Source organism: Streptomyces sp. NPDC103540, assembly GCF_055584445.1.
Genome location: NZ_JBVJMA010000005.1, coordinates 210,018 through 230,013 on the forward strand (window position 1 = coordinate 210,018; position 19,996 = coordinate 230,013).

General features: G+C 73.3%; 18 protein-coding genes. 5 read left to right on the forward strand and 13 right to left on the reverse strand.

Features of this window, described 5'->3' with window-relative positions; all coding sequences use genetic code 11:
• Positions 1-28 precede the first annotated feature (28 nt).
• Both ACZ6ZI_RS14315 and ACZ6ZI_RS14320 read left to right on the forward strand, forming a co-directional pair.
• On the forward strand, positions 29-841 hold the full coding sequence (locus ACZ6ZI_RS14315; RefSeq protein WP_469520577.1) for a GNAT family N-acetyltransferase: 813 nt from the start codon (positions 29-31) through the stop codon (positions 839-841).
• 63 nt (positions 842-904) lie between these two features.
• Positions 905-1,405, forward strand: a complete 501-nt coding sequence (locus ACZ6ZI_RS14320) for a DinB family protein (protein WP_363062375.1) — start codon at positions 905-907, stop codon at positions 1,403-1,405.
• 135 nt (positions 1,406-1,540) lie between these two features.
• On the opposite strand, the gene ACZ6ZI_RS14325 is transcribed toward ACZ6ZI_RS14320, so the two are convergent.
• Positions 1,541-2,275, reverse strand: coding sequence for a siderophore-interacting protein (locus ACZ6ZI_RS14325; protein WP_469519939.1), 735 nt, complete (start codon positions 2,273-2,275; stop codon positions 1,541-1,543).
• Between the two features lie 65 nt (positions 2,276-2,340).
• Between ACZ6ZI_RS14325 and ACZ6ZI_RS14330 the strand changes: the two genes are divergently transcribed.
• Both ACZ6ZI_RS14330 and ACZ6ZI_RS14335 read left to right on the forward strand, forming a co-directional pair.
• Positions 2,341-4,494 (forward strand): penicillin acylase family protein, encoded by a 2,154-nt coding sequence (locus ACZ6ZI_RS14330; protein ID WP_469519942.1) that lies wholly within the window; start codon positions 2,341-2,343, stop codon positions 4,492-4,494.
• Positions 4,491-5,087, forward strand: coding sequence for a GNAT family N-acetyltransferase (locus ACZ6ZI_RS14335; RefSeq protein WP_469519944.1), 597 nt, complete (start codon positions 4,491-4,493; stop codon positions 5,085-5,087). Before ACZ6ZI_RS14330 ends, ACZ6ZI_RS14335 begins: the two co-directional genes overlap by 4 nt.
• 64 nt (positions 5,088-5,151) lie before the next feature.
• Here the strand turns inward: ACZ6ZI_RS14335 and ACZ6ZI_RS14340 are convergent, their stop codons facing one another.
• From ACZ6ZI_RS14340 to ACZ6ZI_RS14390, 11 genes are all read right to left on the reverse strand, one after another.
• Positions 5,152-5,673: a hypothetical protein gene (locus ACZ6ZI_RS14340; protein WP_469519947.1), complete on the reverse strand. Its 522-nt coding sequence runs from the start codon at positions 5,671-5,673 to the stop codon at positions 5,152-5,154.
• Positions 5,674-5,770: 97 nt separating this feature from the next.
• Positions 5,771-7,285: an Asp-tRNA(Asn)/Glu-tRNA(Gln) amidotransferase subunit GatB gene (gene gatB / locus ACZ6ZI_RS14345; protein ID WP_363062365.1), complete on the reverse strand. Its 1,515-nt coding sequence runs from the start codon at positions 7,283-7,285 to the stop codon at positions 5,771-5,773.
• A 16-nt stretch (positions 7,286-7,301) separates the two neighbouring features.
• Positions 7,302-7,547, reverse strand: a complete 246-nt coding sequence (locus ACZ6ZI_RS14350; protein ID WP_363062363.1) for a hypothetical protein — start codon at positions 7,545-7,547, stop codon at positions 7,302-7,304.
• Positions 7,544-9,040, reverse strand: coding sequence for an Asp-tRNA(Asn)/Glu-tRNA(Gln) amidotransferase subunit GatA (gatA, locus tag ACZ6ZI_RS14355; RefSeq protein ID WP_469519949.1), 1,497 nt, complete (start codon positions 9,038-9,040; stop codon positions 7,544-7,546). The genes ACZ6ZI_RS14350 and gatA overlap by 4 nt, the downstream gene beginning before the upstream one ends.
• A 5-nt stretch (positions 9,041-9,045) precedes the next feature.
• Positions 9,046-9,342: an Asp-tRNA(Asn)/Glu-tRNA(Gln) amidotransferase subunit GatC gene (gatC, locus tag ACZ6ZI_RS14360; protein WP_267012058.1), complete on the reverse strand. Its 297-nt coding sequence runs from the start codon at positions 9,340-9,342 to the stop codon at positions 9,046-9,048.
• A gap of 260 nt (positions 9,343-9,602) precedes the next feature.
• Positions 9,603-11,804, reverse strand: a complete 2,202-nt coding sequence (locus ACZ6ZI_RS14365; RefSeq protein ID WP_363062358.1) for a putative bifunctional diguanylate cyclase/phosphodiesterase — start codon at positions 11,802-11,804, stop codon at positions 9,603-9,605.
• A gap of 388 nt (positions 11,805-12,192) precedes the next feature.
• Positions 12,193-14,394 carry an NAD-dependent DNA ligase LigA gene (ligA, locus tag ACZ6ZI_RS14370; RefSeq protein ID WP_469519952.1) on the reverse strand — a complete coding sequence of 734 codons (2,202 nt, stop codon included), beginning with the start codon at positions 14,392-14,394 and terminating at the stop codon, positions 12,193-12,195.
• A gap of 32 nt (positions 14,395-14,426) precedes the next feature.
• Positions 14,427-15,410, reverse strand: a complete 984-nt coding sequence (locus ACZ6ZI_RS14375; protein WP_469519955.1) for a methionine synthase — start codon at positions 15,408-15,410, stop codon at positions 14,427-14,429.
• Complete coding sequence (locus tag ACZ6ZI_RS14380; protein ID WP_469519957.1) at positions 15,407-16,105, reverse strand: SDR family oxidoreductase; 699 nt, start codon at positions 16,103-16,105, stop codon at positions 15,407-15,409. The genes ACZ6ZI_RS14375 and ACZ6ZI_RS14380 overlap by 4 nt, the downstream gene beginning before the upstream one ends.
• A gap of 93 nt (positions 16,106-16,198) precedes the next feature.
• Positions 16,199-16,543, reverse strand: coding sequence for a DUF1330 domain-containing protein (locus ACZ6ZI_RS14385; protein WP_469519960.1), 345 nt, complete (start codon positions 16,541-16,543; stop codon positions 16,199-16,201).
• A gap of 90 nt (positions 16,544-16,633) precedes the next feature.
• Positions 16,634-17,650, reverse strand: a complete 1,017-nt coding sequence (locus ACZ6ZI_RS14390; protein WP_469519963.1) for a GlxA family transcriptional regulator — start codon at positions 17,648-17,650, stop codon at positions 16,634-16,636.
• A 170-nt stretch (positions 17,651-17,820) separates the two neighbouring features.
• Between ACZ6ZI_RS14390 and ACZ6ZI_RS14395 the strand changes: the two genes are divergently transcribed.
• Positions 17,821-18,744, forward strand: coding sequence for an NADP-dependent oxidoreductase (locus tag ACZ6ZI_RS14395; protein ID WP_469519967.1), 924 nt, complete (start codon positions 17,821-17,823; stop codon positions 18,742-18,744).
• Between the two features lie 74 nt (positions 18,745-18,818).
• Here the strand turns inward: ACZ6ZI_RS14395 and mnmA are convergent, their stop codons facing one another.
• Positions 18,819-19,952 (reverse strand): tRNA 2-thiouridine(34) synthase MnmA, encoded by a 1,134-nt coding sequence (mnmA, locus tag ACZ6ZI_RS14400; protein WP_469519970.1) that lies wholly within the window; start codon positions 19,950-19,952, stop codon positions 18,819-18,821.
• Between the last annotated feature and the right edge of the window lie 44 nt (positions 19,953-19,996).

Sequence of the window (19,996 nt, forward strand, 5' to 3'; positions counted from 1 at the left end):
GCGGGCTGGTGAGCTGCGGGCCATGACGATGGATCTTGACGAACTCCTGAAGGTGCGCGACCGCTACGACGCCGAGATGCGCCGGGACGCGGTGCCCGACGCGCCGAACGCCCGCGTGGAGCGGGTCGGTCGGGTGGTACGGCAGACCGTGCCCGGTCTCGGCTGGAACGGCGTGCTCTGGTCGGACCTCGACACCGGGACGGCGGACGCGGAGATCGCCGCGCAGGTGGCGTACTTCGGCGCGCGCGAGGACGACGGGGACGGCGCGGAGTTCGAGTGGAAGCTCTACTCCCACGACCGCCCCGCGGACCTCGGGGACCGGCTGCGCGCGGCGGGCTTCGTACCGGAGGCGCCCGAGACGCTGCTGGTCGCGCGGACGGAGGACCTCGCCGCCCTGTCGGTGGAGCCGCCGGAGGGGATCACCCTGCGGGTGGTCCGCGACGAGGCCGGGGTGGACCTGATGATGGACGTGCACCACCGCGCCTTCGGCACCGAGCGGCCCCGGATCAGGGAGCAGATGCTCACCCTGCTGCGCGACGAGCCGGGGACCATCGAGGCCGTGGTGGCGATGGCCGGGGACGAGCCGGTGAGCGCGGCCCGGATGGAGATGCGGCCGGGCAGCGCCTTCGCCGGACTGTGGGGCGGCGGCACCGACCCCCGGTGGCGCGGTCGCGGCATCTACCGCCTGCTGGTCGCCCACCGCGCCCGGGTGGCGGCCGAGCGCGGGATCCCCTACCTCCAGGTGGACGCCTCGGACGACAGCCGTCCCATCCTGGAGCGCCTCGGCTTCGGGGTGCTGGGCGTGACGGTCCCGTACGTCTGGCGGCGTCCGGGCACCTGAGCCGGCGTCGGGTGGCCGCTTGCCCGCTTCCGCCGACGCGGACGAAACGGCAGGATCGGGGGCATGGAACGCACCGTACCGCCCATGACCGGAACCGAGCGCGAGACCCTGAGCGCCTACCTCGACTACCACCGCGCCACCCTCGCCTGGAAGTGCGAGGGCCTCACCGACGAGCAGTTGCGCCGTCGGGCCACCCCGCCGTCCACCCTCTCCCTGCTCGGCCTGCTCCGGCACATGGCGGAGGTGGAGCGGCACTGGTTCCGCCGGACGGTCGGCGGGGCGGACGTGCCGCACCTGTGGTCCGACCGGCACGATTTCCAGGCCGCCTACGAGGTCGACGCCGCCACGGGCGCGGAGGCCTTCGCCGCGTGGCGGGCGGAGGTGGAGCACTCCCGCTCCGTCGAGAAGGCGGCGCCGTCGCTGGAGGTGGCGACGTTCGTACCGAAGTGGGAGAAGGAGGCGTCGCTGCGGATGTTGATGCTGCACATGATCCACGAGTACGCCCGCCACAACGGCCACGCCGACCTGCTGCGCGAGGCCGTCGACGGGTCCACCGGCGCCTGAGCCGGCGGCTCCCGGGCCGCCGCGGCGGCCCGGGAGTCCGGCAGGCCCGGCGGCTCGCCCGCCTGACCGGGACCACCCGACCGCCCGACCGCCCGACCGCCCGCCGGCCCGACCGCCGGCCCGCCCGACCGCCCGTCAGGCGGCCCGCCAGTACCCCAGGCTGTTGACCCGCTCCTTCGGCAGCCCGAGGTCCTTGCGCAGGTACGCCGTCAGGCCGCGGGTGGTCGCCGTGTCGCAGGCCAGCCACACGTAGGCCGTCTCGGGGTCGCTCCCGAGCATCTCGGGGAGTTCGGCCCTGACCCGCTCGGCGAGCGCCGTGCCGGCCCGGGGCACCCGGCGGATCTCGTGGCGGTCCGCGTCGACGCGTACGGGCAGTTCCTCGTCGGAGGCGTGCTGGGTCTCGAACCAGATGGTGGCCGGGGTCTGCGGGTAGGCGTCCAGCAGGGAGTTGATGGCGGGCAGGGAGGCCGGATCCCCGATGACCAGCAGGCGCCGCGGCTGCGGTCGCGGCGCCTGGAAGCCGGTGCCCTGGACGGTGGCCTCGACGGTGTCGCCGGGCTCGGCCCCGCGCGCCCACCGGCTGGCGAGCCCGTCGTGCAGGGCGAACTCGAAGGCGAAGGTCCCCGTGGCCGGATCGGGGTCCACCAGCGTGTAGGCCCGCTGGTGCGGTCGGGGGCCGCCCGGGAACCAGACCCGGACCCACATGGTGGGGTGCAGCGATTCCCCGGCCGCCGCGAGGAGTCCGCCGTCGCTGAAGCGGACCCTGCGGAAGTGTTCGGTGACCTCCTCGACCCCGGTCACCGTGAACGTGAAGTCCTTGCCCCGCATGAGCTTGAGGACGACGCCCTCCCACCCCTTGCCGACCGCCATGTCCGCCCCTCCGCCAATCCGTCTTATAGTAAGGCCAGCCTAACCTAATGCGCTTGGGGAAGAGTGTGAGCAGTGTGACTACCGAGGCCTACGAGGTCTACCGCGACAGCTGGGGCATCCCGCATCTCCGTGCGTCCGACCCCTTGGCCCTCGCCCACGCCCAGGGCCGGGTCACCGCCGTGGACCGGGCCTGGCAGTTGGAGGTCGAGCGGCACCGCGCCCAGGGCTCCAGCGCGGCCTTCCTCGGCGCCGAGGCCGTCACCTGGGACCGATTCGCCCGCCGGGCCCGCCTGGACGACACCGCCCGCCGCTGCCACGAGGCGCTGCTCGCCGACGACCCCGACACCGCGGCCTGGGTCGCCGCCTACGTCGACGGCGTCAACTCGGGCCTGGCCGAGGGCGCCGCCCGCGACGAACGCTTCGCGCGCAGCGGGCACGTCCCCACTCCGTGGGAGCCCTGGGTACCGCTGTCCATCTGGATCGCCACCCACATCCTCTTCGCGGGCTTCCCCACCAAGCTGTGGCGCGAGCGCGTCGCCCGCGCCCTCGGCGACCGGGCCGCGACCCTCTTCGCGACCGACGGCCCCGGCACCGCCGGCAGCAACGGCTGGCTGGTCCCCGGGGATCGGACCGCGAGCGGCTCGGCGATCATCGCGGGCGACCCGCACCGCTTCATCGAGGACCCGGGCGTCTACCAGCAGATCCGCCTGTCCTGCCCCGAGTACGACGTGCTCGGCATCGCCGTCCCCGGCGTCCCCGGCCTCGCCCACTTCGGCCACACCGGCAGCGCCGCCTGGGCCATCACCAACGCGATGTCCGACTACCAGGACCTCTACGTGGAGCGGCTGCGGCCCACCGCCGACGGCGACGGCCTCGAAGCCCTGGGCCCGGACGGCGTCTGGGAGCCCGTCACCCGCCACACCGAGACCATCACCGTCGCCGGCGGCCCCGACGAGCGGGTCGAGGTCCTGGAGACGGCCCGCGGCCCGATCGTCATCGGCGCGGAAGCGCCCACCCCGGGCACCACCGACACCCCGGGCACCCCCGACGCCGACGACCCGCGGCCGGCCGACGGGGCGGAGGAGGTCCTCTCGCTGCGCTACCCGCCCCGGGTCCGCCGCGACCTCGGCTTCGCCACCCTCCCCGCCCTGCTGCGCGCCCGCACCGTCGCCGACATCGACCGTGCGCTCGACGGCTGGGCCGAGCCCGTCAACGTCGTCCACGCCGCCGACACCGAGGGCGGTCTCCTGCACCGCGTCGCGGGCGTGGTCCCGCTGCGCGACCCGGCCGGCCGGCTGCGCCCCGTGCCCGCCTGGGACTCCCGCTACGCGTGGCGGGGTTGGGCGACGACCCCCGCCGAGCCCGTGCAGGGCTTCGCCGTGATGGCGAACGCGCGCGGCATCGCCTCCCCGCTGGGCGTGGAGTTCGCGCCGCCGCACCGCGCCGACCGGATCCGCGAGCTGCTCAGCGGCTCGGCGGACTGGACCCCGAAGGCGATGGCGGACGTCCACGCCGACACCTACCTGGCCTCGGCCGCACCGCTCCTGGCCCTGCTGCCCGCCCTCGACGGCCTCTCCCCCGCCGCCGACGCCCTGCGCGCCCGGCTCCTGGCCTGGGACCGGCACATGGACGCCGACAGCACGGACGCCACCGTCTTCGCGGCGTTCCGGACGGCGACGGTACGCCGCTTCGCCGCCGATCCCGTCTTCGCGGGCCTGGCGGACGCCCCGGGCGGCCCGGAGGTCTTCCACCCCTGGCAGTACCTCGTACCCAAGATCGGCTACGCCCTCGAAGGCCTGCTCGGCACCGACCTGTTGCCCGACCTGGACCGCACGGGCCACGTCCGCGCGGCCCTGGAGGAGACGGCCGGCGCCGGCGCCCCCGAGGCCGCCTGGTCCTCGGTGCACCGCCTCGCGCCCTGGCAGGCGCTGCCCGCGCCGGACGCCGAGGACGACTGGCCGGGGCTGGGGGGCGACCACGACTGCGTGAACGCCACCTCCTCCGTCCCCGGCTTCACCGACCGGTTCGCCCGCGCCTCGGCCGCCCGCTACGTGTGGGACCTCTCCGACCGCGCGGCCGGCCTGTGGGCCGTCCCCCTGGGCGCCGACGGCGTCCACGGCTCGCCCCACCACCGCGACCAGCTCCCCCACTGGGCCCGCTGCGAACTCATCCCGATCGTCACCGACTGGGACCGGCTCACGAAGGAGACCTCCGGATGACCACCTCGACCCGCCGGCCCGTGTACGAACACCTCGTCGAGGGCTTCGGCACGGTCACCATCACCCCCGTCGACCCCGCCGCCGACGCGACCCTGATCCACGGATGGGTCAGCGAGGAGCGGGCCCGCTTCTGGGGCATGGCCGGGGCCGACCGCGCGCTGGTCCAGGAGATCTACGAGGACGTCGACCGGCGCACGACGCACCACGCGTTCATCGTCAGCCGCGAGGGTGAGCCGGTCGGTCTGTTCCAGACGTACGACTGCGCCGAGGACCGGGTCTCCGAGTGCTACGAGGTCCAGCCCGGCGATATCGGGGTGCACCTGCTGATCGGGCCCTCCCGGGGCGCGGTCGAGCACGGCTTCAGCGCGGCCCTGATGACGGCGTTCATGGGGTTCGTCTGGTCCGACGGCCGCACCCGCCGCGTGGTCGCGGAGCCGGACGCCCGCAACGAGAAGGCCATCGCCCGGCTGGTGCGCACCGGCTTCGTGCTCGGTCCGGAGGTCGAACTCCCCGAGATCGACCTGCCGGAGGTCTACCTGCCGGCCAAGCCCGCCCGCCTCGCCTTCCTCGAGGCCCCGGCCGTCGCCCGCTGAGGAACCGCCGGCAGCCGCCGCGGACCGCCGGGGAACCCCGGCGGTCCCGCGGCGCCCGACGGGCTCAGCCGTCCGACACCCCGAGGTCCGCGCGCATGGCCGAACGCATCTCCCGGAGCAGGGCCCACAGCTCGTGCTGGGCCTCGGAGACCGTGGCAGGCGTCTCGCCCGCCTCGGGTGCGCCCCGCTCCAGGCGCTTGACCTGGCCGTAGACCTCGCTCAGGGCGCGGTTGACGGCGGAGGCGGGGCCGAGGACGGCGTCCGGGGCGATCATCTGCGCCTCGGAGAAGCGGTCGCGCTGGGCGTCCTTCGCCTGGTCGAGCGCCTCCCGGTCCGCGTCCTCGATCGCGCGCTCGCGCAGGACGTGCAGATGGCGGTTGAGGGCCGTGGTGAACTGCCGGGCGTCCCGGTTGAGGTCCGCGTAGCAGGTGCGCCGCAGCGTCAGGTACGCGCGGGTCTCCTCGTGGCCGCGTACGAGTTCTATCTCCCGGCGTTTCGCGCGCTCGCCACCGCGTTGGGTGAGCAGGGCGCCGCCCAGGGTGCCCGCCACGCCCGCGATCGCGATGATCATCGCCCCGATCTCCATCCGAGTCTCCCCCCTGTGCTTCGTCCGCCCAGTGTGCGGGACACGACGCAGGCCCCGCACCAAGGGTGCGGGGCCTGCGGTCGTTCGGGGGGAGGGATCAGCCCTCGGAGACGCCCAGGCGCTCCAGGATGAGCTCCTTCACGCGGGCCGCGTCGGCCTGGCCCCGGGTGGTCTTCATGACCGCGCCGACCAGGGCGCCGACGGCCGCGATCTTGCCGCCGCGGATCTTGTCGGCGATGGCCGCGTTGCCGGCGATGGCCTCGTCCACTGCCGCGCCGAGCGCGCCCTCGTCCGAGACGACCTTCAGGCCGCGCTTGTCGACGACCTCGTCCGGGGTGCCCTCGCCGGCGAGGACGCCCTCGATGACCTGGCGGGCCAGCTTGTCGTTGAGCGAACCCTCCGCGACCAGGGCCGCGACGCGCGCGACCTGCGCCGGGGTGATCGGCAGCTCGTCGACGGAGACGCCCTGCTCGTTGGCGTTGCGGGCCAGTTCGCCCATCCACCACTTGCGGGCGGCGGCCGAGTCGGCGCCCTCCTCGATCGTGGCGACGATGGAGTCCACCGCGCCCGCGTTGAGGATCGACTGCATGTCGTGCTCGTTGACGCCCCACTCCTCGCGGAGACGGTTGCGGCGCACGCGCGGCATCTCGGGCAGGCCGGCGCGCAGCTCCTCGACCCAGTCGCGGGCCGGGGCGACGGGCACCAGGTCGGGCTCCGGGAAGTACCGGTAGTCCTCGGCGTTGTCCTTGATGCGGCCGGCCGTGGTGGAGCCGTCCTCCTCGTGGAAGTGCCGGGTCTCCTGCACGATCGAACCGCCGGACGAGAGCACCGCCGCGTGGCGCTGGATCTCGAAGCGGGCCGCGCGCTCCACGGAACGCAGGGAGTTGACGTTCTTCGTCTCCGAGCGGGTGCCGAACTCGGACTCGGGCGTCGGGCGCAGCGACAGGTTCACGTCGCAGCGCATCTGGCCCTTGTCCATGCGGGCCTCGGAGACGCCGAGCGCCTTGATGACCTCGCGCAGCTCGGCGACGTACGCCTTGGCGACCTCGGGGGCCCGCTCGCCCGCGCCCTCGATCGGCTTGGTGACGATCTCGATGAGCGGGATGCCGGCACGGTTGTAGTCCAGCAGGGAGTGGGACGCGCCGTGGATGCGGCCGGTGGCGCCGCCGACGTGCAGCGACTTGCCGGTGTCCTCCTCCATGTGGGCGCGCTCGATCTCCACGCGGAAGATCTCGCCGTCCTCCAGCTGTACGTCGAGCCAGCCGTTGAAGGCGATGGGCTCGTCGTACTGGGAGGTCTGGAAGTTCTTCGGCATGTCCGGATAGAAGTAGTTCTTCCGGGCGAAGCGGCACCACTCGGCGATCTCGCAGTTCAGCGCGAGACCGATCTTGATGGCCGACTCGACGCCGATCGCGTTGACGACGGGCAGCGAGCCGGGCAGGCCGAGGCAGGTCGGGCAGGTCTGCGAGTTGGGCTCGGCGCCCAGCTCGGTGGAACAGCCGCAGAACATCTTGGTCTTGGTGCCGAGCTCGACATGGACCTCGAGGCCCATGACGGGGTCGTACGACGCGAGGGCGTCTTCGTACGACAGCAGTTCGGTGAAGGTGGTCACGGTGAAACTTTCCCTCTCAGCCCAGCAGGACGTCGTCGTTGCCCAGGCGCTTCAGCTCGCGGTACAGGATCGCGAGGCCGGTCACGATGGCGGCGGCGGACACGACGGCGTCGACCAGCTGCAGCGTGTCCTGCTCGGTGCGGGCCTTGCGGGCCTGCTTGATCACGCTGATGGCACCGAAGGCGGTGGTGCCGATCGACAGGTACGTACCGGACTTGGACTTCTTGAAGCCCTTGGCCTTGGACAGTGCGCTACCACTCACAGCGACGGTGCCTCCTCAAGCAGCGGGTGACCCCAGCGTGCGACGAAGGCGGCCTCGACGGCCGCGCCCACCTTGTACAGGCGGTCGTCCTTCATCGCCGGGGCGATGATCTGCAGTCCGACCGGGAGACCGTCCTCCGGGGCCAGGCCGCAGGGGAGCGACATGGCGGAGTTGCCGGCCAGGTTGGTCGGGATGGTGCACAGGTCCGCGAGGTACATCGCCAGCGGGTCGTCGGTGCGCTCACCGATGGCGAAGGCGGTGGTCGGGGTCGTCGGGGAGACGATCACGTCGACCTGCTCGAAGGACTTCTCGAAGTCCTTCGTGATGAGCGTGCGGACCTTCTGGGCGGAGCCGTAGTACGCGTCGTAGTAGCCGGAGCTGAGCGCGTACGTGCCGAGGATGACGCGGCGCTTGACCTCGTCGCCGAAGCCGGCCTCGCGGGTCAGCGCGGTGACGTCCTCGGCCGACCGGGTGCCGTCGTCGCCGACGCGCAGGCCGTAGCGCATGGCGTCGAAACGGGCCAGGTTCGAGGAGCACTCGGACGGCGCGATCAGGTAGTACGCGGCCATCGCGAGGTCGAAGGACGGGCAGTCCAGCTCGACGATCTCGGCGCCGAGCTCCTTGAGGAGCTCCACCGACTCGTTGAAGCGCTGGACGACGCCGGCCTGGTAGCCCTCGCCGGCGAACTGCTTGACGACACCGACGCGCATGCCGGCGACGGAGCCGTTGCGGGCCGCCTCGACGACCGGCGGGACCGGGGCGTCGATGGAGGTGGAGTCGAGCGGGTCGTGGCCGGCGATGACCTCGTGCAGGAGGGCCGCGTCCAGGACCGTACGGGCGCACGGGCCGCCCTGGTCGAGGGAGGACGAGAACGCCACCATGCCGTAGCGGGAGACGCCGCCGTACGTGGGCTTCACGCCGACGGTGCCGGTGACGGCGGCGGGCTGGCGGATGGAACCGCCGGTGTCCGTGCCGATCGCGAGCGGCGCCTGGAAGGCGGCCAGCGCGGCCGCGGAGCCGCCGCCGGAGCCGCCGGGGATCCGGGTGAGGTCCCAGGGGTTGCCGGTGGGGCCGTAGGCGCTGTTCTCGGTGGAGGACCCCATGGCGAACTCGTCCATGTTGGTCTTGCCGAGGATGACGACGTCGGCTTCCTTCAGCTTGCGCGTCAGGGTGGCGTCGTAGGGCGGGATCCAGCCTTCGAGGATCTTCGAACCGACGGTGGTCGGAACCCCGACGGTGGTGAAGATGTCCTTCAGCGCGAGCGGGACGCCGGCCAGCGGGCCGAGCTTCTCGCCGGCGGCCTTCTTGGCGTCGACGGCGCGGGCCTGCGCGAGGGCGCCCTCGCGGTCGACGTGCAGGAAGGCGTGGACCTTCTCGTCGGTCGCGTCGATGCGGGCCAGGTGGGCCTCGGTGACCTCGACGGCCGTGAGCTCGCCGGAGGCGATCTTCTCGGCGGTCTGGGCGGCCGTGAGCTTGATGATCTGGTCGGTCATGGTTGTTAGTCCTCCCCCAGGATCTGCGGCACCTTGAAACGCTGCTGCTCCTGGGCGGGAGCGCCGGAAAGCGCCTGCTCGGGGGTGAGCGACGGACGGACCTCGTCCGCGCGCATGACGTTCGTCAGCGGCAGCGGGTGGGAGGTCGGCGGGACGTCTTGGTCGGCGACCTCGGAAACGCGGGCGACCGCGCCGATGATGTCGTCGAGCTGTCCTGCGAAGTGATCCAGCTCAGTGCTGGACAGCTCAAGGCGCGCCAGCCGAGCGAGGTGGACGACCTCCTCGCGCGTGATGCCAGGCATGCAGCGATCCTCTGGGGTTGGTGAATCGGGCTTTGGCCCAATCCTAGAGGGCGCCGTCACCTGTCGACGCAGCGCTTTGTTCCGTCCCCGCGTGAGCGGGGAGCACGGTTGGCCCGCGAACCGGTCCGGCCCGTCGCCGGGGGCATCCCCGGCGCGTCCCTGGAAGGTGCCGTCTCAGGCGGGGAAATCCCGTCGAGTATAGCGTCCGCTACGGAAGGTGCCCGGCGCCGACGGGGCCGCGTCCGCGGGCCCCGCCGGGGTCAGGGCAGCGGGGTCGGGGTGTCCGCCGCGGCCGCCGCGGCCAGTTCGGCGTTGATGTCGGCCGGGCGGCGCCAGCCGCGTTCGCCGCGGGCCAGGAGCCAGGCGGTGGCCTCCTGGGGCGGCATCGCGGCCGCGACCAGCCAGCCCTGGACCGCGTCGCAGCCCAGGTCCCGCAGGCGCTCCCACGTCTCGTCGTCCTCGACGCCCTCCGCGACGACCAGCAGGCCGAGGGAGTGCGCGAGGTCCACCGTGCAGCGGACGATCTCGGCGTCCTGCGCGTCGACGGCCAGTCGGGCCACGAAGGACCGGTCGATCTTCAGCTCGCTGACCGGCAGGCGGCGCAGGTGCACGAGGGAGGAGTAGCCGGTCCCGAAGTCGTCGAGCGACATCTTCACCCCGTGCCCGGTCAGCCCGGCCATGGTGTCGGCCGCCCGCTGCGGGTCCTCCAGCAGCACGTGTTCCGTTATCTCCAGCTGGAGGCCGCTCGCCGGTACCCCGTGCCGGGCCAGTCGGGCCGCGACGGCGCCGGCGAAGCCGGGGGTGTGGACGTCGCGGGGCGATACGTTGACGGCGACCGGGACCTTCAGTCCCTGGGCCCGCCAGCGGGCGACCTGCGCGAGGGCGGTCTCCAGGACGTACTCCGTCAGGTGCGGCATCAGCCCGGAGGTCTCGGCGATGGCGATGAACTCGTCGGGGGGTACGCGGCCGCGTTCGGGGTGGACCCAACGCACGAGCGCCTCCAGCCCGGCCACCTGTCCGTCGAAGCGGACCTTGGGCTGGTAGTGGAGTTCCACCTCGCCCGCGTCCAGCGCCCGGCGCAGGTCGCCGAGGAGGCCGAGGCGGTCGGGGGTGTTGCTGTCGCGCTTGGACTCGTAGACCTCGACGCCCGTGCGGTCCCGCTTCGCCTGGTACATGGCGACGTCGGCCCGCCGCAGCAGTCCCTCGGCGTCGAGGGCGTGGTCGGGGAAGACGGCGAGGCCGGCGCTGGCCTCCAGGACGAGGGTGAGGCCGTCGAGGTCGAGGGGGGAGCTGAGTTCGGCGACCAGGTTGCGGGCGACGCGCTGGGCGCTGGTGGTGGAGTCGGCGAGGGGCAGCAGGACGGCGAACTCGTCGCCGCCGAGCCGGGCCGCCTCGGCGTCCGGCGGGAGGGCCTGGCGGAGCCGTTCGGCGATCTGGAGCAGCAGCCGGTCCCCCGCCAGGTGGCCGAGGGTGTCGTTGACGGAGCGGAAGCGGTCCAGGTCGATCAGCACGAGCGCGGAGCGGGTGCCCAAACGTTCAGCCTCGTCCAGCGCGGACCAGGCGCGCTCCAGCAGCCACTGCCGGTTCGGCAGTCCGGTCAGCGGGTCGCGCAGCTGTTCCTCGGCCCGTGCGCGAGCGATCCACAGGGTGGAGTCGAGTGCGATGAGCGGTACGGCGAACAGCGGCAGCAGTACGGGCATGCCCGCGGCGACCACGCAGATCAGCGGGGCGATGCCGAGCAGGGCGGCGGCCACGAGCGCCTGGCGGAGCAGGGCCGTGCGGGCCACCGTGGGCAGTCCCGCGCCGCGCGGGTTCTGCGAGAACCAGAGCAGGAGGCGGGTGACGGCGAGGTAGGCCAGGGCCACGAGCGCGATCTCGGGGGCGGCCGCGAGGTCCCAGTCGACGGGCAGCCACGGCCGCGCCACGGTCGGTACGTCGCCGAAGGCGGCCAGGACGAGGGCGCCCGAGGCGATGCCGAGGAGGTCGACGGAGCCGTGCAGCAGGCCCTGTCGCCAGCGGTGCCGGCGGGCGGCCCCGACGAGGGTGACGACGGCCAGCGAGACGAGTCCGGCGGGGATCCACCCGTAGAGGAGGAGCACGCCGAGGGTGAGCGCCGCACCGGATCCGGTGCCGCCCCACCAGCGGTCGCGGCCGAGGGCGACGAGGTGGCCGACGATGACGCCGGTGAGGAGGGCCAGCGCCCAGCCGACGGTGCCGCCGGGGAACAGGGCCTGACGTTCGATCAGCGCCATGACGACGCCGCCGACGAGCACCGCGGCGGACAGTCCCACGACGATCAGCGGCAGCACGGTGCGCCGCCCCTGCCCGCCGCCGCCCGCTCTCGTGTCCAGCGGGTGCGTCCGCGGCGTCCTGGCACCCAGGACGCCGATCCGGCCCGTCCGCATGGACGGGATGTCCCCGCCGAATTCAGGTGACGGGTCGGCGCTTTCGGTGGGTTTCATGCCCGTCCCTCTCACAGCCGGCGATGCCGATGTCACGCGATGGCCCCGATGTCATGCCATCACGGCCGGAGCGCATCAGGCAGCCGTGCACGACAGGCGCACCCCACAACAGTAGGACGCGAGAGGCTCCCAGGGGCAGCGGTCGGCGGTGGTTGCCCGAATGCGACCCAGCCATCCTCATCAGTACGGTATCCGCCGAACGGGTGAGTTTGGACCAGGACCCCCCGGTCACCCTTCCGATGATCCGACAGGTCACCGGCCCTCGAACAGCCTTGTACCGGCCGTTTGCCACCGGGCACCGCGCCGGGCGTGCGCCCGCCCGTACGGCCGCACGCCACGCATCAGTTCGCCTCCGAGGATCCCCGCGCGACGGTTCCCGTGTGGGTTACTACTCCCCTTCGGCCCCGTCGTCCAGGGGGAGCGCGGCCTCGCGCGCGGCGTCCGGCCCCTGTTCCAGCAGCACGGCGAAGCCGGCGTCGTCGAGGACGGGGAGCTTCAGCTGCACGGCCTTGTCGTACTTGGAGCCCGGGTTGTCGCCGACCACCACGAAGGAGGTCTTCTTCGACACGGAGCCGGTCACCTTGGCGCCGCGGCTCTGGAGGGCCTCCTTGGCGCCGTCCCGGGTGTGGCTCGCCAGGGTGCCCGTGACCACGACGGTCAGGCCCTCCAGGGGGCGCGGGCCCTCCTCCTCGCCGGACCCCTCCTCCTCCATGCGCACGCCGGCCTCGCGCCACTTGCGCAGGATCTCGCGGTGCCAGTCGACGGCGAACCATTCCTTCACGGAGGCGGCGATGATGGCGCCGACCCCGTCCGTGGCGGTCAGCTCCTCCTCCGTGGCCTGCTCGATGCGCTCGATCGAACGGAACTCGCGGGCCAGGGCCTCGGCGGCGACGGGGCCGACGTGACGGATCGACAGGCCGTTGATGACGCGGGCGAGGGGGCGGTCCTTGGCGGCGGCGATGTTCTCCAGCATCGCCAGGGCGTTCTTCTTCGGCTCGCCCTTCTGGTTGGCGAAGACGGTGACGATCTTCTCCTCGCCGGTCTTCGGGTCCCGCTTGGGCAGTCCGCTGTCCTGGTCGAGGACGTACGCCCTGATCGGCAGCAGCTGTTCGACGGTCAGCCCGAAGAGGTCGCCCTCGTCGAGCAGCGGCGGCCGCGCCGGCTCCAGCGGGCCCGTGAGCGCGGCCGCCGCCACCATGCCGAAGTTCTCGATGTCCAGGCACTGCCGGCCGACCAGGTAGAAGACCCGCTCGCGCAGCTGGGCGGGACAGGTCCGGGCGTTGGGGCACCGGACGTCGATGTCCCCCTCCTTCATGGGCCGCAGCCCGGTCCCGCAGGCGGGGCACTCGGCCGGCATCTCGAACTCGCGCTCGGTGCCGTCGCGCAGGTCGACGACCGGGCCGAGGATCTCGGGGATCACGTCACCGGCCTTGCGCAGGACCACGGTGTCCCCGATGAGCACGCCCTTGGCCTTGACGACCTCCTGGTTGTGCAGGGTCGCGAACTCGACCTCGGAGCCGGCCACCGTCACCGGCTCCACCTGGGCGTACGGGGTCACGCGCCCGGTCCGCCCGACGCCGACCTTGATGTCGATCAACTTGGTGTTGACCTCTTCGGGGGCGTACTTCCAGGCGATGGCCCAGCGCGGGGCGCGGGCCGTGGAGCCCAGCCGGCCCTGGAGGGCGATCTCGTCGAGCTTGACGACGACGCCGTCGATCTCGTGCTCCACCGAGTGCCGGTCGCGACCGAAGCGGGTGATGAACTCGCGGACCTCGGCGAGCGTGGAGACCACCGCGTTGTGCCGCGCCGTGGGAAGGCCCCACTCGTGCAGCAGCTCGTAGGCCTGTGACTGGCGCTCGATGTCGAAGCCCTCGCGGGCGCCGATGCCGTGCACGACCATGTGCAGCGGGCGGCTCGCGGTGACCTTGGGGTCCTTCTGCCGCAGCGAACCGGCCGCCGCGTTGCGCGGGTTGGCGAAGGGCTTGCCCTCGGCCTCGACGAGGCGGGCGTTGAGCTCCTCGAACTTCTCCATCGGGAAGTACACCTCGCCGCGGATCTCGACGAGGGCCGGGATCCGGTCGCCGGCCAGGCGGTCCGGGATCTCGGCGATGGTGCGCACGTTGGGCGTGATGTCCTCGCCGGTGCGGCCGTCGCCGCGGGTGGCGGCCCGGGTCAGGCGGCCGTTCTCGTAGGTGAGGTTGACCGCGAGGCCGTCGACCTTCAGCTCGCACAGGTAGTGGTAGTCGGAGGTGTTGACGTCCCGCGCCACGCGCTCGGCCCAGGCCGCCAGTTCCTCGTCGTCGAAGGCGTTGTCGAGGGAGAGCATCCGCTCGCGGTGCTCGACGGACGCGAAGTCCGTCTCGTACGCCCCGGCGACCTTCTGGGTGGGCGAGTCGGGGGTGCGCAGCTCGGGGAACTGCTCCTCCAGGGCCTCCAGGGAGCGCAGCAGCCGGTCGAACTCGGCGTCGCTCACGACCGGCTGGTCGTTCACGTAGTACCGGAAGCGGTGCTCCTCCACCTGCTCGGCCAACAGCGCGTGCTGCTCGCGCGCCGCCGTCGGTACCGCCGTGTCCCGCTGTTCGGCTGCCATGCCCGTGTCCTCCCGTGGCCCCGTCTCGACCGTCACTCAGGGTTGTCGGCGAGCGACCTCGCCGCCCTGACGCAGTGCGCCTGCACCGCGCGCGCGTAGGCGGGCGAAGCGCCCGCCAGACCGCACGACGGGGTGACCACGACGGACTCGGCGAGAGTCCCCGGGGACAGGCCCAGCCTGCGCCAGAGCTTCCTGACACCCATGACGCTACCGCCCGGGTCCGACAACGCGGTGTCGGTGCCGGGCACCACTCCGGCGAAGAGTTTCACGCCGCCCTCGACGGCCTCGCCGATGGCGTCGTCCTCGCGCTCGGTGAGCAACGAGAAATCGAACGAGACCCCCGTGGCGCCGGCCCGGCGCAGCAGACCGAAGGGGACCTCGGGGGCGCAGGAGTGGACGACGACGTCGCCGTCGTGGACGGAGAACAGCTCGCGCAGGGCGCTCTCGACGACCTGGCGGTCGACGGCGCGGTAGGTGCGGTACCCGCTGGCGGAGCGGACCCGGCCGAGCAGGACGGCGGTGAGCGCGGGCTCGTCGTACTGGAGGACGATCTCGGCGCCGGGGATCCGCTTGCGGACGTCGGCCAGGTGCTCGCGCACGCCCTCGGCGAGGGAGGCGGCCAGGTCGCGGCAGGCGCCGGCGTCCTGGAGCACGGCCTCGCCCCCGTGCAGTTCGAGGGTGGAGGCGAGGGTCCACGGGCCGACGGCCTGCACCTTCAGCCGGCCCTCGTAGCCCTGGGTGAACTCCTCCAGGGCGTCGAGGTCCTCGCCGAGCCAGGAGCGGGCGCGGCGGGTGTCGCGTCCGGGGCGGTCGCTGACGCGCCAGCCGCTGGGTTCGACGTGCGCGTACAGGTCGACGAGCAGGCCCAGGGAGCGGCCGATCATGTCGGCGCCGGGGCCGCGCGCGGGCAGTTCGGGCAGGTACGGGAACTCCTCGAAGGAGCCCGTCACGGTCTTGGCGGCCTCCCGGGCGTCGCCGCCGGGCAGGGAGCCGACTCCGGTGGCGCCCGCGGTCATCGGCCGGGCCTGACGGTGAGGTCGTTGACCTCGGCGTCGCGCGGCAGGTCGACGGCCATCACGATGGTGGTCGCGACGGACTCGGGGTCGATCCAGTCGCTCGGGTCGTACTCCTTGCCCTCCTGCGAGTGCACCTTGGCCTGCATGGGGCTGGCCGTGCGGCCCGGGTAGATCGAGGTGACGCGGATGCCGTGGGGCTTCTCCTCGGCGCGCAGCGAGTCGGCGAGGGCCTTGAGGCCGTGCTTGGAGGCGGCGTAGGCGCCCCACTCGGCGTGGGCGTTCAGGCCGGCGCCGGAGTTGACGAAGACGACGGTGGACCGGGACGCGCGCAGGGTCGGCAGCAGGAGCCGGGTCACCTCGGCGGGGGCGATCAGGTTGACGTTGAGCTGCTGGTGCCAGGTCTTGGGGCGCAGCTCGCCGACGGGGCCGAGGTCGACGATCCCGGCGATGTGCAGCAGGGAGTCGATCCGCTCGGGCATCGGCTGCTTGGAGAAGGCCCACGACAGCCGGTCGGGGTCCGCGAGGTCGCCTACGAGGGTCCGCGCGCCGGGGTGGCGCTCGGCGAGCTGCCGGGCGCGGCCGGCGTCGCGGGCGAGCAGGACGAGGTCGTCGCCCCGGGCGTGCAGGCGGGCGGCGACGGCGGCGCCGATGCCGGATCCGGCGCCGGTGATCAGGTGAGTAGCCATGGTGCCCATGCTCGCACCCCGCCGGGGGTGCGGGTTTCCCCCGGCGGGATCCGGTCGGCGGGCCGGCCGACGGGCCGGTCCGCCGAGGGCGTCAGAGGTCGATCAGAGGCCGGTTTCGGCGCGCAGGCGGGCGGCGGTCGCGGCGGCGTCGTAGTCGGCGGGGACGCCTTCGACGATGAGAGTCTCGCCGGGTATGTGCTTCGTGCGCAGCGGGAGGATGGCCTGGTAGGCGGGCGAGTCGTACCAGCCGCGGGCCGAGTCGACGTCGGGGAAGGCGATGAGGACGATCGTGCCGGGGAAGGGGCCTTCCAGGACCTCGACCTCCTTGCCGTGGACGAGGAAGCGTCCGCCGAAGGGGTCCAGGGTCTCCTGGATCCGCTCGATGTAGCTCAGGACGTCCTCGTGGAGGTCGGTGGGGCGCAGGTGGGCGAAGGCGTACGCGGTCATGGTGTCTCCCCTGTCATGGCCTGCCCGGTGCTCCCGGGCCGTCCCCATGATCATGCCCGGTGGACGCGGCGGGGTCGATTACCTCCGGGGTCATGCGGTGCCCTGGGTGGGGGCGGATGGCGCGGCGGCCTCGTGGCCGTGCGGCCGGAAGGTGCGGCGGTAGCCGATCGGGGAGACGCCGAAGGCGGTGCGCATGTGCTGGCGCAGGGAGTTGGCGGAGCCGAAGCCGGCGCGGTGGGCGACCAGGTCGACGGGCAGGTCGCTGGACTCCAGCAACTGGCGGGCGAGGTCCAGGCGCTGGGCGGTGAGCCATTGGACGGGGGTCGTGCCGACCTCGTCGCGGAAGCGCCGGGTGAAGGTGCGCAGGCTCATCCGCGCGTGGGCGGCCAGTTCTGCGAGGGTGAGCGGCTCCCCGAGGCGTTCCAGGGCCCAGGCGCGGGTGGCGGTGGTGGTGGCGACCGTGGGGGTGGGGACGGGCCGGTCGATGTACTGGGCCTGTCCCCCGTCGCGCCAGGGCGGTACGACGCACATGCGGGCGGCGCGGTTGGCGACGGTGGTGCCGTGGTCGCGGCGGATCAGGTGCAGGCAGAGGTCGACCCCGGCGGCGACGCCGGCGGAGGTCAGGACGTCGCCGTCGTCGACGAAGAGGACGTCCTCGTCGACCGCGACGCGGGGGTAGGCCCGACGGAATTCGGGGGCCAGGTTCCAGTGGGTGGTGGCGGGGCGGCCGTCGAGGAGCCCGGCGGCGGCGAGCACGTAGGAGCCGGTGCAGATGGAGACGAGGCGGGTGCCGGGGCGGATGCGGGCGACGGCCGCGGTGACGGCGGGGGGCAGCGGACCGCCGTGGGCCAGCTCGGGCATGGCGTGGGTGGGCGGGACGATCACCGTGTCGGCGGCGGCGAGGGCCTCGGCGCCGGCGGCGGGCTGCACGGTGAACCCGGCGTCGCTGGGCACGGGGCCGCCGTCGGCGGTGCACACCGTGACCTCGTAGAGGGCCCGGCCCTCCTCGTCGAGGGCGCTGCCGAGGACCCGGGAGGGGATGCCGAGCTCGAACGGGGGCACGCCGGGCAGGGCGAGGACGGCGACGCGGTGGAGGGCCGGCTCCATCGGAGTTTCGGATTCCGTTTGCACTGCCTTCGTCACCGCGCTCATGGCCAGATCCTGTCACATAGTGGCCATCCGGCCAACACCACGGAGGCCCCGGGTGCCCGATTCTGGGTCTACTGCCGGGGAGAACCCGGTATCGAACGGTTGGGAATGGAATGAGGCGGAACAGCATGCGCGCGATGGTCGTGACCGAATTCGGCGGCTCCGAGAAGATGGTCGAGCGCGAGGTCGACCGGCCCGAGCCGGGCCTGAACGAGGTCCTGGTCCGGGTGCACGCGGCCGGGGTCAACCCGGTGGACTGGAAGACCCGCCAGAGCGGCGGCCTGATCGAGTGGGGCGCGGTCCCCGTCGTCGGCTGGGACGTCTCCGGCACCGTCGAGGCCGTCGGCGGCGGCGTGACGATCTTCCGGCCGGGCGACGAGGTCTACGGGATGCCCCTCTTCCCCCGCCAGGCCGGCGGCTACGCCGAGTACGTGGTCGCCCCCGCCCGGCACCTGGCCCCCAAGCCCGCCGCGCTGAGCCACGTGGAGGCGGCGGCCCTGCCGCTGGCCGCACTCACCGCGTGGCAGGCACTGGTGGACACCGCCGACGTGCGCCCGGGCGAGCGGGTCCTCGTGCACGCGGCGGCCGGCGGCGTCGGGCACCTCGCCGTGCAGATCGCCAAGGCCCGGGGCGCGTACGTGATCGGGACGGCGAGCGCGGGCAAGCACGAGCTGCTGCGCTCGCTGGGCGCGGACGAGGTGGTGGACTACCGCGAGGTCGCGTTCGAGGACGCCGTCTCCGCCGTGGACGTGGTCCTGGACGGACTCGGCGGGGACACCGCCGAGCGCTCCCTGAAGGTGCTGCGCCCCGGCGGCCGACTGGTCACCCTGCCCGGCCCGGACGCCCTGCCGGCCGAACCCGGCGACGTCCGCGCGGACTGGGTGCTGGTGGAGCCCGACCACCTGGGGCTGCGCGAGATCGCCGCGCTGGTGGAGGCGGGATCGCTGAAGCCGCTGATCGACACCGTTCTGCCGCTGGAGCGGGCCGCCGAGGCCCACGGGATCGGCGAACTCGGCCGGACCACCGGCAAGATCGTCCTGACGGTGGCCTAGGACCGGCGGCGCGGGCCGGCGGCGCGGGCCGGCGGCGCGGATCGGCCGCGGGCGCGGCCCCGCCGCCGGATCCGTCAGACGGTGGCGGCGGTGGCCCGCGTGGTGGTGGCGATGGTGGCCGAGCCGACCACGCGGGTGCCGTCGTAGAGGACGATCGCCTGGCCGGGGGCCACGCCGCGGACCGGTTCCGCGAAGCGGACGCGCAGCTCGCCGTCCACGACCTCGGCGTGCACCTCGGTCTCGCCGCCGTGGGCGCGCAGCTGCGCGGTGTAGGTGCCGGCGGCGGCCGGGGTGGAGCCGCACCAGCGGGGGCGGATCGCCGTCAGCGCGCCGACGTCGAGGGCCTCGGCGGGGCCGACGGTGACGGTGTTGTTCACCGGGGAGATGTCGAGGACGTAGCGGGGCTTGCCGTCGGGCGCCGGGTGGCCGATGCGCAGGCCCTTGCGCTGGCCGATGGTGAAGCCGAAGGCGCCGTCGTGGCTGCCGACCTTCTCGCCCGTCTCGTCGACGATGTCGCCTTCGGCCTTGCCGAGGCGGTTCGCGAGGAAGCCCTGGGTGTCGCCGTCGGCGATGAAGCAGATGTCGTGGCTGTCGGGCTTCTTCGCGACGGCGAGGCCGCGCTCCTCGGCCTCGGCCCGGATCTCCTCCTTGGTGGTGAGGGTGTCACCGAGGGGGAAGAGGGCGTGGGCCAGCTGCTTCTCGTCGAGGACGCCGAGCACGTACGACTGGTCCTTGGCCATGTCGGAGGCGCGGTGCAGCTCGCGGGTGCCGTCCTCGTTCAGGACGACGGTGGCGTAGTGGCCGGTGCAGACGGCGTCGAAGCCGAGGGCGAGGGCCTTGTCGAGCAGCGCCGCGAACTTGATCTTCTCGTTGCAGCGCAGGCACGGGTTCGGGGTACGGCCGGCCTCGTACTCGGAGATGAAGTCCTCGACGACGTCCTCGCGGAAGCGTTCGGCGAGGTCCCAGACGTAGAACGGGATGCCGATGACGTCGGCGGCGCGGCGGGCGTCGCGGGAGTCCTCGATGGTGCAGCAGCCGCGGGCCCCGGTCCGGAAGGACTGCGGGTTCGCGGAGAGCGCGAGGTGGACGCCGGTGACGTCGTGCCCGGCTTCGACGGCGCGGGCGGCGGCGACGGCGGAGTCGACTCCGCCCGACATGGCGGCCAGGACGCGGAGGGGGCGGGCGGTGCGCGGCAGGTTCTCAGTCATAGCACCAACCAGGGTACGGGGAACCGTGCGGGGTCACGGCGCGT

What these genes read in the sequence shown, in the direction of transcription:
- ACZ6ZI_RS14315 (WP_469520577.1), top strand. Translation starts at nt 29, where the DNA reads ATGGATCTTGACGAACTCCTGAAGGTGCGCGACCGCTACGACGCCGAG.
- ACZ6ZI_RS14375 (WP_469519955.1), bottom strand. Translation starts at nt 15,410, where the DNA reads ATGACCGCGGGCGCCACCGGAGTCGGCTCCCTGCCCGGCGGCGACGCC.
- mnmA (WP_469519970.1), bottom strand. Translation starts at nt 19,952, where the DNA reads ATGACTGAGAACCTGCCGCGCACCGCCCGCCCCCTCCGCGTCCTGGCC.
- ACZ6ZI_RS14390 (WP_469519963.1), bottom strand. Translation starts at nt 17,650, where the DNA reads ATGGAGCCGGCCCTCCACCGCGTCGCCGTCCTCGCCCTGCCCGGCGTG.
- ACZ6ZI_RS14395 (WP_469519967.1), top strand. Translation starts at nt 17,821, where the DNA reads ATGCGCGCGATGGTCGTGACCGAATTCGGCGGCTCCGAGAAGATGGTC.
- gatA (WP_469519949.1), bottom strand. Translation starts at nt 9,040, where the DNA reads ATGACCGACCAGATCATCAAGCTCACGGCCGCCCAGACCGCCGAGAAG.
- ACZ6ZI_RS14385 (WP_469519960.1), bottom strand. Translation starts at nt 16,543, where the DNA reads ATGACCGCGTACGCCTTCGCCCACCTGCGCCCCACCGACCTCCACGAG.
- ACZ6ZI_RS14325 (WP_469519939.1), bottom strand. Translation starts at nt 2,275, where the DNA reads ATGGCGGTCGGCAAGGGGTGGGAGGGCGTCGTCCTCAAGCTCATGCGG.
- ACZ6ZI_RS14335 (WP_469519944.1), top strand. Translation starts at nt 4,491, where the DNA reads ATGACCACCTCGACCCGCCGGCCCGTGTACGAACACCTCGTCGAGGGC.
- ACZ6ZI_RS14320 (WP_363062375.1), top strand. Translation starts at nt 905, where the DNA reads ATGGAACGCACCGTACCGCCCATGACCGGAACCGAGCGCGAGACCCTG.
- ACZ6ZI_RS14340 (WP_469519947.1), bottom strand. Translation starts at nt 5,673, where the DNA reads ATGGAGATCGGGGCGATGATCATCGCGATCGCGGGCGTGGCGGGCACC.
- ligA (WP_469519952.1), bottom strand. Translation starts at nt 14,394, where the DNA reads ATGGCAGCCGAACAGCGGGACACGGCGGTACCGACGGCGGCGCGCGAG.
- ACZ6ZI_RS14380 (WP_469519957.1), bottom strand. Translation starts at nt 16,105, where the DNA reads ATGGGCACCATGGCTACTCACCTGATCACCGGCGCCGGATCCGGCATC.
- gatC (WP_267012058.1), bottom strand. Translation starts at nt 9,342, where the DNA reads ATGCCTGGCATCACGCGCGAGGAGGTCGTCCACCTCGCTCGGCTGGCG.
- ACZ6ZI_RS14365 (WP_363062358.1), bottom strand. Translation starts at nt 11,804, where the DNA reads ATGAAACCCACCGAAAGCGCCGACCCGTCACCTGAATTCGGCGGGGAC.